Raw genomic sequence first — 14788 nt, forward strand, 5'->3', positions numbered from 1 at the left:
TCCGGGCCTTTCGCATTGCCCCGGTACAACGTTGGGCATCGACTTCTCCTGCACGACAGGGGGACGCCGAGGTGCGGCACCTTTCCGCCGGATGGGTAGGGTGTGGCGGTGACTCCCTCTGTGCAGCGCCGGAAGGCGCCGCTGCTGCGGCGCCTGGCCGGAGTGGTGTTCTACAACCTGCCGCACCCGATGCGGCGGCGGATCGTCCGGATCGCCACGCCCACCTACACGCTCGGCTCGGTCGTCCTCGTCATGGACGCGGAACGCGAACGCCTGCTCATGCTGCGCCAGCCCCCGGGGAAGCGCTGGTCGCTCCCGGCCGGACTCCTGAACCGCCGCGAGCAGCCCATCGAAGGCGCCCGTCGCGAACTCAACGAGGAGACCGGCATCGAGGCCGACCTCGAAGAGCTGATCCCCGCCAGCCCGTGCGCGGTCGTCCACACCTCCGGCCGCTGGGTCGACAACGTCTTCCATCTGGAGCGCGATCCCGAGACCACGCAGGTCATCGTGGACGGCCACGAGGTCTGGGACGCCGGCTGGCACCCGGTCGACGACCTCCCGGAGATGACCCGCGCGACCGCGAAGCTCCTGGCCCACTACGGTCTCGGCCCGCTGGCCGATCAGGGCTGATCCCAGCGCAGCAGCACCCCGGTCGCGTCGTCGTGGCGCTTCGCCTCAGGGTGGAACCGCGTGTCGCGCTCGCCGTGATCCCGGACGAGATCGATCAGCCCCGCGACGCCGACCTCCGAGACCCGCTCGAACAACTCGGGCCACGTGTACCCGTACCGGTCCACGAGCCGGGTCAGTCCATCGCTGCAGACCATCAGATCACTGAGCCCGTCCAGCTCGATCGAACCGGTGAGCGCCTGCGCGGCGGCCCGGCTGTCGGCGTCGGCGACCCAGTACCCGCCCTCCCGATTCCTCACCGTGGCGACATAGCTGACCGGCCATCGCCGGACACCGCCGACCGATTCGACAGGGGGAGTACCGGAGAGATTCGCCAGCCGATCATCCGATCGAAATTCGACTCGGCCATCGCGGTACCGCCAGGCCACGGTGCAATCCCCCAGAAGCAGCCAGGCGATCCGATCGCGTTCGCGCCGCACCAAGCCCACGGTCGCCCCCGGCGTCACGGGATTGCTGAGGTCGCAGGTCGACTGGTGCGCCCCGCTGACTCCCCTGACGGCCTCATCGAGGATCGCCCGCAGGTCGACCTCCGCGGACCCGATGCGCTGCTTGATCTCGCGCCCGAGGTGCGCCACGTACCAGGGAACATCGTGGACGCACCCGTCGTCCGGATACCGGGTGATCCCGTCGAGGACCAGCGCCCACCGGTCCGAGACCAGGTAGAGGTCCTCATTCGGCGCACTGCCGCCGGGAGTGGAAGCCGCGGAGGTCTGCATCCGGCCATCATGCCGTGCACTGGCGGGAACGAGATGGCCGATACGCCGGGTTCTGTCGTTGAGCGGCCATCCATCTAGGCGCGCCGTTGCCGGCGTGCTCGAGCGGTCTACCCGCGAAGGCGCCCTTGCGGACTCGGGCGGGCAGCCCTCGGACCTTCGCGCAGAGCCTCGCGGCTCCTCTTGACCTTGCTCCGGGTGGGGTTTACCTAGCCGCTGCCGTCACCGGCGGCGCTGGTGGTCTCTTACACCACCGTTTCACCCTTACCGGCCGAAGCCGGCGGTCTGTTCTCTGTGGCACTGTCCCGCGGGTCGCCCCGGGTTGCCGTTAGCAACCACCCTGCCCTGTGGAGCCCGGACGTTCCTCGCCAGTGATGGTCTCCCGTCACTGCCGCGACCGCCTGGCCATCTCGTCCCAGCGCTCAAGCGTACGCTGCCTGAGCAATGAATCTGCTCCAGGTCTCCGCTCTGCTGCTCGCCGGCCTCGTCGGCGGCGGTCTCAATGCCGTGGCCGGAGGCGGCTCGCTCATCACGTACCCGACCCTGATGGCGGTCGGGGTTCCCCCGCTGCAGGCGAACGCCACCAACGGCATCGCCGTCGCGCCCGCCTACGCCGCCGCCGCGATCGGCTCCCGCGAGAACCTTCGCGGCCAGAAGCGCCGCGCGCTCTGGCTCATCCCCACGGCCCTGGTCGCCTCGGTCTGCGGCGCGCTCCTGCTGCTGAACACGCCGCACTCGGTGTTCGAGGCGATCGTGCCGTTCCTCGTACTGGCCGCCACCGTGCTCATGGCCGTGGGCCCCTGGATCAATCGGAAGGTCACGGCCCTCAACGGCGGCCGCGACCTGCATCCGGTCGCACTGCACGTCGGCGTCTTCGCCGGCTGCCTGTACGGCTCCTACTTCAACGCCGCCCTCGGCCTCATCCTCATCGCCGTGATCGCCATGAGCCTCTCGGAGAAGCTGGTCCGCGTCGGGGCGCTCAAGAACTTCTGCACGATGCTCGTCGGCATCGTCACGAGTGTCATGTACGGCATCTGGGCCGACGTCGCCTGGTGGGCGATCGGGGTGCTCGTGCCCGCGACCTTCATCGGCGGCTACCTCGGTGCGCGGGTGTTCCAGCGGATCCCCGAACGGCCGCTGCGCATGGCGATCGTGGTCTACGGGCTCGTCCTCTCGGCGATCCTGCTCGTCCGCTCACTCTGATCCAGACCACTTCGCGGAACTCCGGTGACGGAGGGCGTGCGAGCACGGAAGAATAGGCGTATGCCGACGCTCCGTATCGCACTCGCCCAGGACAACCCCATCGTGGGCGACCTCGACCACAACGCCGACCTCATCCGCCGGGCCGCCTCCGCTGCCACGGCCGCCGGGGCGCACCTGCTCGCGACCGGCGAGCAGTCCCTCACCGGCTATCCGGTCGAGGACCTCGCGCTGCGGCACTCCTTCGTGGAGGCCAGCCGCGAGCGCCTCGTCCGGCTCGCGGAGGAACTCGCCGCGGACGGGAACGGATCGCTGCCGGTCGCCGTCGGATATCTGGACGCCGACGGTCCCATCGGCTCGACCAGCGGACACGGTATTCGCAATGCCTTGGCGCTGATTCAGGACGGCAAGGTCCTGTTCCGCTACTACAAGCACCATCTTCCGAACTATGGAGTCTTCGATGAGGACCGTTGGTTCGTCGCGGGCCACGAACTGCATCTCGCGCGCATCGGCGGGGTGGATGTGGCCTTCACGGTCTGCGAGGACGTGTGGGGCGGCGTGCCGTTCACCGTCGCCGAGGAGGCCGGCGCCGGACTCGTGATCAATATCAATGCCTCCCCGTACGAGCAGGGCAAGCACGAGCGGCGCCTCGAGGTGGTCAAGGAGCGGGCCGCCGCCCTCGGTGCCCCGATCGCGTATCTGAACACCGTCGGCGGCCAGGACGACCTGGTCTTCGACGGCGGTACGACGATCATCGCCGCCGACGGCGCGATCCTCGCCAGCGCCCGCCGCTTCGGCTCGGAGCTGCTCGTCACCGATGTCGAGTGCCCCGCTTCGGGGGGCCGCGACATCGCGAACCACTCCTCGTCGCTGATGAGCGTCTCGCTGCATGTCCTCTCCGCGGAACCCGCGGCGATCGAGACGCGCATCGAGCCGTCGTTCGCACCCGACCTCGCTCGCCTGGAGGAGATCTGGGAGGCCCTGCGCCTGGGCCTGGGCGACTATGTGCGCAAGAACGGCTTCAAGACGGTGCTCATGGGCCTTTCCGGCGGCATCGACTCGGCGGTGACCGCCGTCCTCGCGCGCGACGCGGTCGGCGGCGACAAGGTCCACACCGTGGCCAACCCGAGCGAGTTCTCCTCGCAGCACTCGGTGGACGACGCCGCCGACCTCGCGGCACGCTGCGGGCTCACCCACATCGTCGAGCCGATCCAGCCGATCGTGGACGCGTACCTGTCCCAGATCTCGCTCTCGGGCCTGGCCCTGGAGAACCTCCAGGCGCGCGTGCGCGGGGTCATCTGGATGGCCCTGTCGAACCAGCACGGGCACCTGGTGCTCGCGGCGGGCAACAAGAGCGAGTACGCCGTGGGCTATACGACCCTGTACGGCGACTCCTGCGGTGGTTTCGCGCCCATCAAGGACGTGCCGAAGACGCTCGTCTACGAGCTCGCGACCTGGCGCAACGAGCACGCCAAGCGCTTGGGCGAGGTCGAGCCGATCCCCGAGAACATCATCCTGAAGCCGCCGAGCGCCGAGCTGCGCCCGGACCAGAAGGACTCCGACTCGCTGCCCGAGTACGAGCTGCTCGACCCGATGCTGCTCGCCTACGTCGACGGGGACGCCGGACGCGAGGAGCTCATCGCCCGCGGCTACGAGGTCGACCTGGTGAACCGGATCGCGAACCTGGTCGACGGCGCCGAGTACAAGCGCCGCCAGTCGGCGCCCGGCACGAAGATCTCGTCCAAGTCGTTCGGACGGGACCGGCGCCTGCCGATCACCAACCGCTTCCGCGAGAAGTAGGCGCGTCCCCCGCGGATTCCCCCGGGGGAAATTTGTCACATAGGTGTCGCGGAACCGTGACATATATATCGATGGGCGTTAGTTTGGTTCGGTAATGCCCGGGGACCGGCGAGGCCGGCCACGAGGAGATTCAGGAGTACCGACGATGACGTCTTCATCGAATTCGCCCCAAGCGCATGGCGCCGACGAGATCCCGAGCCTGTACGGGCCGGGCAAGAACGTCAAGCGCGTCCGCACCCGCCACCTCATCGAAGCCAAAGAGCGCGGTGAGAAGTGGGCGATGCTCACTTCCTACGACATGTACACGGCCGCCCTCTTCGACGAGGCCGGCATCCCTGCGCTGCTCGTCGGCGACTCGGCGGCGAACAACGTCTACGGCTACGAGACGACCCTCCAGGTCTCGGTCGACGAGCTGGTGCCGCTCGTCGCGGCCGTGGCCCGCTCGACCGAGCGGACGCTCGTGATCGCGGACATGCCCTTCGGCTCCTATGAGTCCGGTCCGGTCCAGGCCCTCGAGACCGCCGTGCGGTTCATGAAGGCCGGGGCCCACGCGGTCAAGCTCGAAGGCGGGCGCCGCATGGCCGAGCAGATCCGGGCCCTCACCAACGCGGGCATCCCCGTCATGGGCCACATCGGGTTCACCCCGCAGAGCGAGCACGCGGTCGGCGGCTACCGGGTGCAGGGCCGCGACGCCCAGGCCGCCGAGGTCGAGGCCGACGCGCACGCCGTCGCCGAGGCCGGGGCGTTCGCCGTGGTCCTGGAGATGGTCACCGCTTCGGTTGCGGCCGAGATCACCAAGCAGCTGCCGATTCCGACCGTGGGGATCGGCGCCGGACCCGACACGGACGCGCAAGTGCTGGTCTGGCAGGACATGGCCGGCCTGCGCCGCGGCCGCCCGCAGCGGTTCGTCAAGCGCTACGCCGAGGTCGCCGACGTCCTCCAGGACGCCGCGAAGGCCTTCGCCGACGAGGTCCGCGCGGGGGAGTTCCCCACGAAGGCGCACTCTTTCGAATAAACCCGGTGAGTCTGGTCGCCTCCCCTTCTGGGGGAGGCGGCTTTTCGCGTAGCGTTTCCGTAGTGAACGACGCCATCCTGCTGTTCGACTACGACGGCACCGTGCGGCTCGGCTCCGAGCACGCCACCCATTACGCGCGCTCCGTCGCCGCGACTCTCACCCCCGAGGACGAGCGGGCCTTCCTGTCCGCGCACGCCGCGTTCGTCGCCGGCAAGCCCACGACCGCCTCCACGTTCGACGCCTACGACGCCGACAACGCGGTGCGCCGCCTCGCGGGCGAGTTCGGCGTCGACGAGACGATCCGCCACGACGCGTACGTCGAGACGCGCAAGCGCATGGCCGCGGGCGAGTTCAAGATCTGGGCGCCGAAGGGCTTCCAGGAGTTCATCTGGAGCCTGCCGCGCAACATCGAGGTGGCGCTGGTGACGAACGCGCCGACCGCGGGCCTGGAGCCGACGCTCGAACTCCTGGGACTCGACGGCCTGTTCGACCACGTGATCGGCGACGCGGGCAAGCCCGAGGGCCTGGACGCGATCATCGACGAGCTGCTGGAGGAGCGGCCCGCCGAGGCGCTGCTGAGCATCGGCGACATCCCCCGCAACGACCTGGCCCCCGCCGCCGACCGCGGCTGCGCGACCGCGTACATCGACCACTACGGGCGGCCGTGGCCGCGCGCGACCGTTTCGGCCGCGTCCCTTGAGGAGCTGTACCCCTTCATTCACCGCTGGGTCACGGAACGATCGGCGTGAACCCAGCTTGTCGCACCCACGCTTTATGCTGGGAACGCGCCCTGAGCCGACCGATCCCCGGCTCAGGGCGCCCTATCGTCGAGTGGTGACTGTTCGTCAAGCGGCGACTGCGTCGCCGACCTTGATCGTCACCGGGTCGTTGATCCGCAGGTACAGCCCGAAGTGGTTGTCGAGCTCCTTGATGATGTGCTTGTGCAGCTCCATGTCGCGCTCGTTGGACCCGTTCGGGTCCCAGCTCGGGAGCACGCACCGCTCACAGGGCTTCTGCAGGGTGAATTCGTTGTCGCCCAAGCGGATCGCCGTCCCGGGTTCGATCCCGTACTCAGCGAACGGCTCCAGGTCGGTGTCAACGATCACGTTCGGTCGGAACCGCGACGCCTCGATCTCGCGGCCCAGCTGCTCGCTCAGACGGCGCACGCTGGCCTCGAAGACCACCAGGATCCGGCCGTAATCGCGTTTGACCTTCCGCAGCTCCACGCCGTTCTTGGCGTCGATCGTCTCGGCCAGCCGGTCCGCGAGCCCCGGTTCGCCGGCCGCCCACGCGGCCCCGCCCGGCTCGTACAGCACCGGCTCGCCCGCCACCGCGTCAGCGCAGCCGCACTGCGCGGGCCAGGCCGCCTCCCAGCCCATCAGCTTCGGGTGGCTGCCGCCCCACACCGACTTGTCGCCGCCGGGCTCGTTCAGCCCGAACAGCCGGTCCCCGGCCAGGCCGTCGAAATCGACCACCGCGGAACGCAGCGACTCGCCCCGGAGGCCTTTGACCGGGTATCGCCACAACTCTTTCACTACGCCTGCGAACATGCTCACCAATGTACCCAGCTCACGTTTGACAGCCCATCTGCCTGGGTTAACGTCAGTGACATAAACAGGTGAGACAATTGCGGCCCCAGGACCTAGGAGGACACACCATGGAACGGCAGAAGGAGTTCGTGCTTCGCACGCTCGAAGAACGCGACATCCGGTTCGTCCGGTTGTGGTTCACGGACGTCCTCGGCACGCTGAAGTCCGTGAGCGTCGCCCCCGCCGAGCTCGAATCGGCGTTCGACGAGGGCATCGGCTTCGACGGCTCCGCCATCGAGGGCTTCGCCCGCGTCTACGAGTCGGACATGGTCGCCATGCCCGACCCGACCACGTTCCAGGTCTTCCCGTTCGAGGGCCGCGGCATCGGCGAATCCGCCCGCATGTTCTGCGACATCCTCACCCCCGAAGGCGCACCGTCCTGGGCCGACCCGCGCCACGTGCTGCGCCGCGCGCTCTCCAAGGCCGCCGATCGCGGATTCACGTTCTACGTGCACCCCGAGATCGAGTTCTTCCTGTTCAAGGACATCTTCCCGGAGACCGGCGACAAGCCCGAGCCCGTGGACGACGGCGGCTACTTCGACCACACCACGCACTCCGTGGCCCGCGACTTCCGCCGCCAGGCGATCCTCGCCCTCGAGCGCATCGGCATCTCCGTCGAGTTCTCCCACCACGAGGTCGCCCCCGGCCAGCAGGAGATCGACCTCCGCTACGCCGACGCGCTCACCACCGCCGACAACATCATGACGTTCCGGCACACCATAAAGGAGGTCGCGCTGACCTCCGGCGTCACCGCCTCCTTCATGCCCAAGCCGTACAACACCCAGCCCGGCTCCGGCATGCACTCGCACCTCTCGCTCTTCGAAGGCGAGGACAACGCCTTCCACGACCCGGGCGACGAGCAGCGGCTCTCCAAGACCGCCAAGGCCTTCATCGCCGGACTCCTGCGCCACGCGCCCGAGTTCACCGCGATCACCAACCAGTGGGTCAACTCCTACAAGCGGCTCTTCACCAGCCCGCAGCCCGGCCAGATCTCCGAGGCGCCCTCGTACGTCTCCTGGGGCAAGGCCAACCGCTCCGCGCTCGTGCGCGTCCCGGCCTACGGCAAGCCGAACTCGGCCCGCGTCGAGATCCGCTCGCTCGACTCCGCGACCAACCCGTACCTCGCCTACGCCGTGCTCCTCGGCGCCGGCCTCAAGGGCATCGAAGAGGGCTACGAGCTGCCCCCGGGCACCGAGGACGACGTCTCGGCGCTCACCAACAAGGAGCGGGTCGCCGCCGGCTACCAGCCGCTCCCGGGGAACCTCTCCGAGGCGCTCGACGTCATGGAGTCCTCGACCCTCGTTCCCGAGGTCCTGGGCGAGCACGTGTTCGACTACTTCCTGAAGAACAAGCGCCAGGAGTGGGAGGACTACCGCACCCAGGTGACGGCGTTCGAACGCAAGCGGTACATCAACCTCTGACCGATTAGCATGGGGGAGTGAGCACCGCACTCGTCATCGAGAACGACCCCGCGCAAGGCCTCGGACGCGCCGCCGCATGGCTCGTCGAAGCCGGACTGGACCTCGACACGGTACGGCCCCACCTCGGTGAGGCCGTACCGAACTCCGCCGGAGGGCACGACGCCCTCATCGCGCTCGGAGGCGGGCGCGGCAAGGACTGGAGCGACGACCTCACCGGCCTCATGGAGACCGCCGTCGCCGACACCACCCCCGTGTTCGCGATCTGCTCCTCCGCCCGGATGCTCGCCGTCGCCTTCGGCGGGAGAGTCGAGGACCGCGAGGAGCGCTCCGGGCCCCGGATGCTCGCCAAACGCGACGCCGCCGGACGCGACCTGATCTTCGGGCCCTGCCCGATGACCCTCGACGTGATCCGCTGGCGACGCCAGGAACTCGTCGAACTCCCCGAAGACGCGACCCTCCTCGCCGCCTCCCCGCAAGGCGCCCTCGAGGTCTTCCGCATCCGCGACACCGCGTGGGGCGTCCAGTCCCACTTCGAGTTCACCCCCGAGCAGCTCACGGGCTTCGGCGCCTTCGACGAGGCCGCGCTCGCCCGCGCCGCCGACGTCGACGAGCACATCGTCGCCACCTGGAAGCCGATCCTGCAGCGGTTCGCACGAGTCGCCACGGGCGGGCGGAAGGCGTTGCCGGTACTCGATGCCTGAGAGCGAATCCGAGAAGAGCGCCGGAGCCGACGCGGCCCGCCTCGCCGTGGTCGAGGCCAGCAACGCGCTGGCCGATTTCATGCGCGCCCACCCTGAGACCGAGGCCGCGCTCACCGAGGACGAGGACGCCGGCCTCGGCCGCATCCGGGACGCGCGACCGTTCGAGCTGAACGCCGCGTGGAAGGCGAACCTGCTGCGGATCGCCGCCCGCGACCTCACCGGCCGGATGGACCTGCGGGCCACCTCGGCCGCCTTGTCCCGCTTGGCGGACGCCGTGCTCGCCCGCGGCCTCGAACTCGCGCGGGAGGAAATCCCCGGCGAGACCCGCCTCGCCGTGGTCGCCATGGGCAAGACCGGTGCCGAAGAGCTCAACTACGTCTCCGACGTGGACGTCGTCTTCGTCGCCGAAGGCAACCTGGACCTCGCCACCCGCCAGGCCGCCCGGATGATCCAGATCGTCGGGCCCGCGACGTGGCCCGTCGACGCCGGGCTGCGACCCGAGGGCCGCCACGGCGCGCTCGTGCGCTCGGTCGACTCGTACCTCGCCTACCTCAAGGACTGGGCTCGCACGTGGGAGTTCCAGGCGCTGTTGAAGGCCCGGCCCGCCGCGGGGGACCTGCAGCTCGGCCTCGACTGGCTCGCGGCCGTGCAGCCGTTCATCTGGGGCGCGGCCGACCGGCCCGGCGTCGTCGCCGACATCCGCGACATGCGCCGCAAGGTCGCCGACTCGGTGCCGCGCGCCGAACGCCGCTTCGAGATCAAACTCGGCCCGGGGGGCCTGCGCGACATCGAGTTCGCGGTGCAGCTGCTGCAGCTCGTGCACGGCCGCGGCGACGCCTCCCTGCGGGTGCGTTCCACACTGGAGGCCCTCGAAGTCCTTGTGGCGGCTGGATTCCTGTCGCGGCGCGACGGCGAGGAGCTCGCCGACACGTACGTCTTCCTGCGCACCGTCGAGCACCGGCTGCAGCTCCAGCGGCTGCTGCGCACCCACCGCGTGCCCGACGGCGGCGAGCCGCTCCACCATCTCGCCCGGACCCTCGGATACCAGACCGACGAGGCGTTCCTCGCCGCTTGGCGCGCCCACGCGACCACCGCGCGGCGCCTGCACGAGAAGCTGCTCTACAAGCCGCTGCTCGACGCCGTCACGCGCGTGCCCACGCACGAGCTGCGCATGACCGAGTCCGAGGCCGCCTCGCGCCTTGCCGTGCTCGGCTTCGCCGACCCCGCGAGCGCCCTGACGCACATCAAGAATCTCACTGCGGGCGTCTCCCGCACGGCCACCGTGCAGAAGGCCCTGCTGCCGGTCGTCCTCCACGAGCTCGCCGACTCGCCCGAACCCGACCGCGGGCTCCTCGCCTACCGGCAGGTCTCCGACAAGCTCGGCTCGACCCCCTGGTACCTGCGGCTCCTGCGCGACGGCGGGCCCGCGGCGATGCGTCTCGCCCGCCTGCTCGGCACTTCGCGGTACTTCACGGGTCTGCTGCTCCACGTGCCGCAGTCGCTGCGGTACCTCTCGGACAACGCCGACCTCACGCCGCGCTCGCGCGCCGAACTCGCGATGGGCATGAGCCAGGTCGTCGCGCGGCACGCCGAGCCCGCCGCCGCGATCGGCGCGGTGCGAGCCATCCGCCGCCGCGAACTCATCCGCGTCGCCGCCGCCGACCTCCTCGGACTCCTCGACGACCAGGCCGTGGGCCTGGCCCTTTCAGACCTCACCGACGCCGTGCTCGACGCGGCCCTGCACATCGCGGCCCGCGACGTGCCCGATGCCCCGCCGATCGCCGTGATCGCCATGGGCCGCTTGGGCGGTCGCGAGATGGGCTTCGGCTCCGACGCCGACGTCGTGTTCGTCCACACCGGTGAGGGCGACGCCGGGCGCAAGGCCGCCACGAAGATCGTCGAATCCGTGCGCAGCCTGCTCGCGGCCCCGACCGCCGACCCTCCACTCCAGATCGACCTCGATCTGCGCCCCGAAGGCAAGGGCGGCGCGATCGCCCCGAGCTTCGCCGCCTACCGGCGCTACTACGCCGACCGGGCGCGGCTGTGGGAGCGCCAGGCGCTGCTGCGCGCCCGGCCGACGGCCGGCGACCCGGAGCTGTGCGAGGCCTGGACCGCGTTCGCCGACGGCTTGCGCTACCGCGCCGGCGGGCTCACCGAGGCCGAGCGGATCGAGTTCCGCCGGGTGAAGGCCCGCGTTGATTCCGAGCGGCTCCCGCGCGGCGCGGATCCCAACGGCCACACCAAACTCGGGCGCGGCGGCCTGGTCGACATCGAGTGGACCGCGCAGCTGCTGCAACTCGAGCACGGCGAGGACGTCACGCTGCACACGACGCGGACGGTGCCCGCGCTCGAGGCCGCCGCGGCGGCCGGGTACCTGAGCGGCGATGATCTCAAGGCGCTGCGTGAGGCCTGGGAGTTCGTGTCGCGGGTGCGCAACGACATGACGCTCGCGAGGGGCGTCCCGCGCGACGACCTGCCGCGCTCGGGCGCGGAACTCGCGGGGCTGGCGCAGACCCTCGGCTTCGGCGAGGACACCGAGCGGTTCCTCAACCACTACCGCAAGCTCACCCGCCGCGCCCACGACGCGGCGCAGCGGATCGTCTACGAGGCCTGACGGCACGGCGATCCGCCGCCGCAGGCTGCCGGCGGCACCGGTCCCGACCGGCGACCTCCGACCGCACCGATCCTGACCGGCGACCCTCGGCCGCACCGATCCTGACCGTTGATCGCACTGATCCCGACCGTTCACTCGATGCGGTGAACTTCGGCCGCTAGGGTTCGTTCGGCGGCGAATTTTGTCGGCCGGGCGCGACATGATCGCGGCAGACTTCTTTCCCCTCGAGTGGTGGGTGGGGGTTTGTGGACGGCCATCGCCGTTGGCCGAAATCGCGGATGCGGCTGCATCGGAGGTGCGGATGATCGACTACACCGTGATCGGTTCCGACGGGGCCGAGGACAAGCGCGGCGACGCGGCCCAGCTCCGCGCGGCCGCCGAATCCGAATCCACCTTCGTCTGGGTCGAGCTCGACGTCCCCGTGCCCGAACTCCTCACGACGGTCCTGGAAGCCCTGGGCCTCGACCGCTTCAGCAGCGACCCGGCGCACACCGTGCACCGACGCCCCAAAGTGGAGACCGTCGAGGGCGCGGTCATGGTCCTGGTCAAGACCGTCTGGTACATCGAGGCGACCCAGCAGGTCGAGACCGGCGACCTCACCTTCTACACCGACGGCCGCTCGCTGGTGACCGTGCGCCGCGGCGTCGTCGATCCCGTTCCCGCCGTTCGCCGCCGGCTCACAGCCGATGCCGACTTCCGCGCCGAGGGTCTGCCCGGCGTCGTCCACGCCCTGTTCGACGCGATCGTCGAGCAGTACGACGGCGCGGTCGAGGACCTCGCCGACGACGTGAGCGATCTCGAGAGCGCGATCTTCTCCGGCGAGCGCGTCGACCGCAACCAGGAGATCTACTTCCTCATCCGCGAGACCCTCGAGTTCCAGAACGCGGTGCAGCCACTCGTGCCCTTCGCCCACTCGCTCAAAGAGCGCCAAGAGGGCACGGAGGTGCTGCGGCACGAGGGCTTCGGCGCGGTCGCCGGGCATCTCATCCGCGTCGACGCGGCGATCGAGACGTGTATGAGCCTCTTGACGACCGTGCTCACCGCCCACCAGGGCCAGATCGGGACCTGGCAGAACGAGGACACGAAGAAGATCTCGGCGTGGGCGGCGATCGCCATCGCGCCCACCATCATCGCGGGGATCTACGGCATGAACTTCGACCGGATGCCGGAGCTGCACTGGGCGGTCGGCTATCCGCTCTCGCTGGTCCTGATGGTCCTCGTCTGCGTGCTGCTCTACCGCGGCTTCCGCCGCAACGGCTGGCTGTAGGCCGGGCCCTCTCCAGAGGAGACGGGTGAGGGGCGGTGCCACCGCGTCGACGCCCGACTCGCGAGTGTCGCCGCGAAGGTGCCGCCCCTCTGGCCCTGCCTGCCTTCGAAGACCACTGTAGCGGTGCCCCGCAATGCGAAAGTGTCGAGGCAGTCGTCGCGCTCCGTGGTAAACGAGCGTTCCCATTTCCGACTTTCCCGACCATTGAATTTTTTCGATACGAATGCTTGACTTCACCCGGCGTTCCCGTAAAGATAAAGATACCTATCAGTTAAGTCTCTTTACTTTTGGGAGGAACATTGAGACAGCTGAAAACCAGACGGCTGATCGCCATCATCACCGCGGCCCTGGCCGTGTTGACCACCGGCGTGATCTACACCGTCGCCAACCCCTTCAGCGCTTCAGCCCAAACCGTCTGCTCCAAGGCCTGGAACGCCGCCACGGTCTACGTCGGCGGCGACACCGCCAGCCACGACGGCGTGGAGTACCGCGCCAAGTGGTGGACTCAAGGCGAGAAACCCGGCACCACCGGCGAGTGGGGCGTCTGGGAGTCCAAGGGCCGCTGCGGTGGCGACACCGACCCGACCAGCGAACCGCCGACCGAAGAGCCCACTGAGGACCCGACCGGCGACCCCGGCCAGTCCGGCGCGATCAACGCCGCCTACTTCACCGAGTGGGGGGTGTACGGACGCAACTACCACGTCAAGAACATCGTCTCCTCCGGCTCCGCCGAGGACCTCACCCACATCAACTACGCGTTCGGCAACGTCAAGAACGGCCAGTGCACGATGGACGACTCTTACGCCGCCATCGACAAGGCCTACACCGCCGACCAATCGGTCGACGGCGTCGCCGACACCTGGGACCAGCCCCTCCGCGGCAACTTCAACCAGCTGATCAAGCTCAAGGAGATGCACCCGGACCTCAAGATCGTCTGGTCCTTCGGCGGCTGGACCTACTCCGGCGGCTTCGGCCAGGCCGCGCAGAACCCGGCGGCCTTCGCCGAGTCCTGCTACAACCTGCTGCACGACCCCCGCTGGGACGGCCTGTTCGACGGGATCGACATCGACTGGGAGTACCCGAACGCCTGCGGCCTGACCTGCGACACCAGCGGCACCAACGCCTTCCCGAACCTCATGAGCGCCCTGCGCACCAAGTTCGGGGACGAACTGGTCACCGCCGCGATCACCGCCGACGGCACCTCCGGCGGCAAGATCGACCTCGGCGGCTACGGCGCCGCCGCCCGGTACGTCGACTACTACCAGGTCATGACCTACGACTACTTCGGCGCCTGGGACGCCGACGGACCGACCGCCCCGCACTCGGCGCTGAACGGCTTCACCGGCCAGCCCATCGCCGGCTTCGACAGCGCCACCGCCATCGCGAAGCTCAAGTCGCTCGGCGTTCCATCGGAGAAACTCCTGCTCGGCTTCGGCTACTACGGCAGAGGCTGGACCGGCGTCACGCAATCGGCACCGGGAGGCTCGGCGACCGGCGCGGCACCGGGCACCTACGAAGCCGGGATCGAGGACTACAAGGTCCTCGTGAACGAATGCCCCGCAACGGGAACCGTCGGAGGCACCGCTTACGCCTACTGCAACGGCGAATGGTGGAGCTACGACACCCCGGCCACGATCGCGACCAAGACGGCCTGGGCGAACAGCCAGGACCTCGGCGGCGCGTTCGCCTGGGAGCTCTCGGGCGACACCAGCGACGGCGACCTCGTCAGCGCCATCGCCTCAGGGCTCGACTAGCCCCGACCGCTCCTATTAGAACAAGCT

General features: G+C 69.4%; 12 protein-coding genes and 1 other RNA gene. 10 read left to right on the forward strand and 3 right to left on the reverse strand.

Translation table 11 applies throughout. The features are described 5' to 3' along the window. Window positions 1-120: 120 nt before the first annotated feature. Window positions 121-630, forward strand: a complete 510-nt coding sequence (locus ACFO8M_RS03010) for an NUDIX hydrolase (RefSeq protein WP_387971179.1) — start codon at window positions 121-123, stop codon at window positions 628-630. On the opposite strand, the gene ACFO8M_RS03015 is transcribed toward ACFO8M_RS03010, so the two are convergent. Next, window positions 621-1403, reverse strand: coding sequence for a protein phosphatase 2C domain-containing protein (locus tag ACFO8M_RS03015; protein WP_387970283.1), 783 nt, complete (start codon window positions 1401-1403; stop codon window positions 621-623). The genes ACFO8M_RS03010 and ACFO8M_RS03015 overlap by 10 nt on opposite strands. Before the next feature lie 25 nt (window positions 1404-1428). Further along, window positions 1429-1813, reverse strand: an RNA gene (gene rnpB, locus ACFO8M_RS03020) — RNase P RNA component class A. A 31-nt stretch (window positions 1814-1844) separates the two neighbouring features. Between rnpB and ACFO8M_RS03025 the strand changes: the two genes are divergently transcribed. The 4 genes from ACFO8M_RS03025 (at window position 1845) to ACFO8M_RS03040 (ending at window position 6164) form a co-directional block, all read left to right on the forward strand. After that, the gene (locus tag ACFO8M_RS03025) at window positions 1845-2603 is read left to right on the forward strand and encodes a sulfite exporter TauE/SafE family protein (RefSeq protein WP_387970287.1); all 759 of its coding nucleotides are present in this window, start codon (window positions 1845-1847) and stop codon (window positions 2601-2603) included. Window positions 2604-2663: 60 nt separating this feature from the next. Continuing rightward, window positions 2664-4400: an NAD+ synthase gene (locus ACFO8M_RS03030; protein ID WP_387970290.1), complete on the forward strand. Its 1737-nt coding sequence runs from the start codon at window positions 2664-2666 to the stop codon at window positions 4398-4400. A gap of 145 nt (window positions 4401-4545) precedes the next feature. Then, a complete protein-coding gene (gene panB / locus ACFO8M_RS03035; RefSeq protein WP_387970293.1) occupies window positions 4546-5415 on the forward strand; it encodes a 3-methyl-2-oxobutanoate hydroxymethyltransferase in 870 nt (289 codons plus the stop codon). 62 nt (window positions 5416-5477) lie between these two features. Continuing rightward, the gene (locus tag ACFO8M_RS03040) at window positions 5478-6164 is read left to right on the forward strand and encodes an HAD family hydrolase (protein WP_387970296.1); all 687 of its coding nucleotides are present in this window, start codon (window positions 5478-5480) and stop codon (window positions 6162-6164) included. 96 nt (window positions 6165-6260) lie between these two features. Here ACFO8M_RS03040 and ACFO8M_RS03045 read toward each other — a convergent pair whose 3' ends face one another. After that, window positions 6261-6965 (reverse strand): MOSC domain-containing protein, encoded by a 705-nt coding sequence (locus ACFO8M_RS03045; protein WP_387970299.1) that lies wholly within the window; start codon window positions 6963-6965, stop codon window positions 6261-6263. Between the two features lie 107 nt (window positions 6966-7072). Here ACFO8M_RS03045 and glnA point away from each other — a divergent pair, with 107 nt between their 5' ends. The 5 genes from glnA (at window position 7073) to ACFO8M_RS03070 (ending at window position 14761) form a co-directional block, all read left to right on the forward strand. Next, complete coding sequence (gene glnA / locus ACFO8M_RS03050) at window positions 7073-8425, forward strand: type I glutamate--ammonia ligase (protein WP_387970302.1); 1353 nt, start codon at window positions 7073-7075, stop codon at window positions 8423-8425. A 17-nt stretch (window positions 8426-8442) separates the two neighbouring features. Then, window positions 8443-9126 (forward strand): type 1 glutamine amidotransferase, encoded by a 684-nt coding sequence (locus tag ACFO8M_RS03055; protein WP_387970305.1) that lies wholly within the window; start codon window positions 8443-8445, stop codon window positions 9124-9126. After that, window positions 9119-11740 (forward strand): bifunctional [glutamine synthetase] adenylyltransferase/[glutamine synthetase]-adenylyl-L-tyrosine phosphorylase, encoded by a 2622-nt coding sequence (locus ACFO8M_RS03060; protein WP_387970308.1) that lies wholly within the window; start codon window positions 9119-9121, stop codon window positions 11738-11740. The genes ACFO8M_RS03055 and ACFO8M_RS03060 overlap by 8 nt, the downstream gene beginning before the upstream one ends. A 301-nt stretch (window positions 11741-12041) precedes the next feature. Then, complete coding sequence (locus ACFO8M_RS03065) at window positions 12042-13007, forward strand: CorA family divalent cation transporter (protein ID WP_387970311.1); 966 nt, start codon at window positions 12042-12044, stop codon at window positions 13005-13007. 299 nt (window positions 13008-13306) lie between these two features. Further along, complete coding sequence (locus ACFO8M_RS03070; protein WP_387970314.1) at window positions 13307-14761, forward strand: glycosyl hydrolase family 18 protein; 1455 nt, start codon at window positions 13307-13309, stop codon at window positions 14759-14761. Window positions 14762-14788: the final 27 nt, after the last annotated feature.

The organism is Glycomyces rhizosphaerae (genome assembly GCF_042647865.1).
GTDB classification, from domain to species: Bacteria; Actinomycetota; Actinomycetes; order Mycobacteriales; family Micromonosporaceae; genus Glycomyces; species Glycomyces rhizosphaerae.

What these genes read in the sequence shown, in the direction of transcription:
- ACFO8M_RS03015 (WP_387970283.1), bottom strand. Translation starts at nt 1,403, where the DNA reads ATGCAGACCTCCGCGGCTTCCACTCCCGGCGGCAGTGCGCCGAATGAG.
- ACFO8M_RS03025 (WP_387970287.1), top strand. Translation starts at nt 1,845, where the DNA reads ATGAATCTGCTCCAGGTCTCCGCTCTGCTGCTCGCCGGCCTCGTCGGC.
- ACFO8M_RS03030 (WP_387970290.1), top strand. Translation starts at nt 2,664, where the DNA reads ATGCCGACGCTCCGTATCGCACTCGCCCAGGACAACCCCATCGTGGGC.
- panB (WP_387970293.1), top strand. Translation starts at nt 4,546, where the DNA reads ATGACGTCTTCATCGAATTCGCCCCAAGCGCATGGCGCCGACGAGATC.
- ACFO8M_RS03045 (WP_387970299.1), bottom strand. Translation starts at nt 6,965, where the DNA reads ATGTTCGCAGGCGTAGTGAAAGAGTTGTGGCGATACCCGGTCAAAGGC.
- glnA (WP_387970302.1), top strand. Translation starts at nt 7,073, where the DNA reads ATGGAACGGCAGAAGGAGTTCGTGCTTCGCACGCTCGAAGAACGCGAC.
- ACFO8M_RS03060 (WP_387970308.1), top strand. Translation starts at nt 9,119, where the DNA reads ATGCCTGAGAGCGAATCCGAGAAGAGCGCCGGAGCCGACGCGGCCCGC.
- ACFO8M_RS03065 (WP_387970311.1), top strand. Translation starts at nt 12,042, where the DNA reads ATGATCGACTACACCGTGATCGGTTCCGACGGGGCCGAGGACAAGCGC.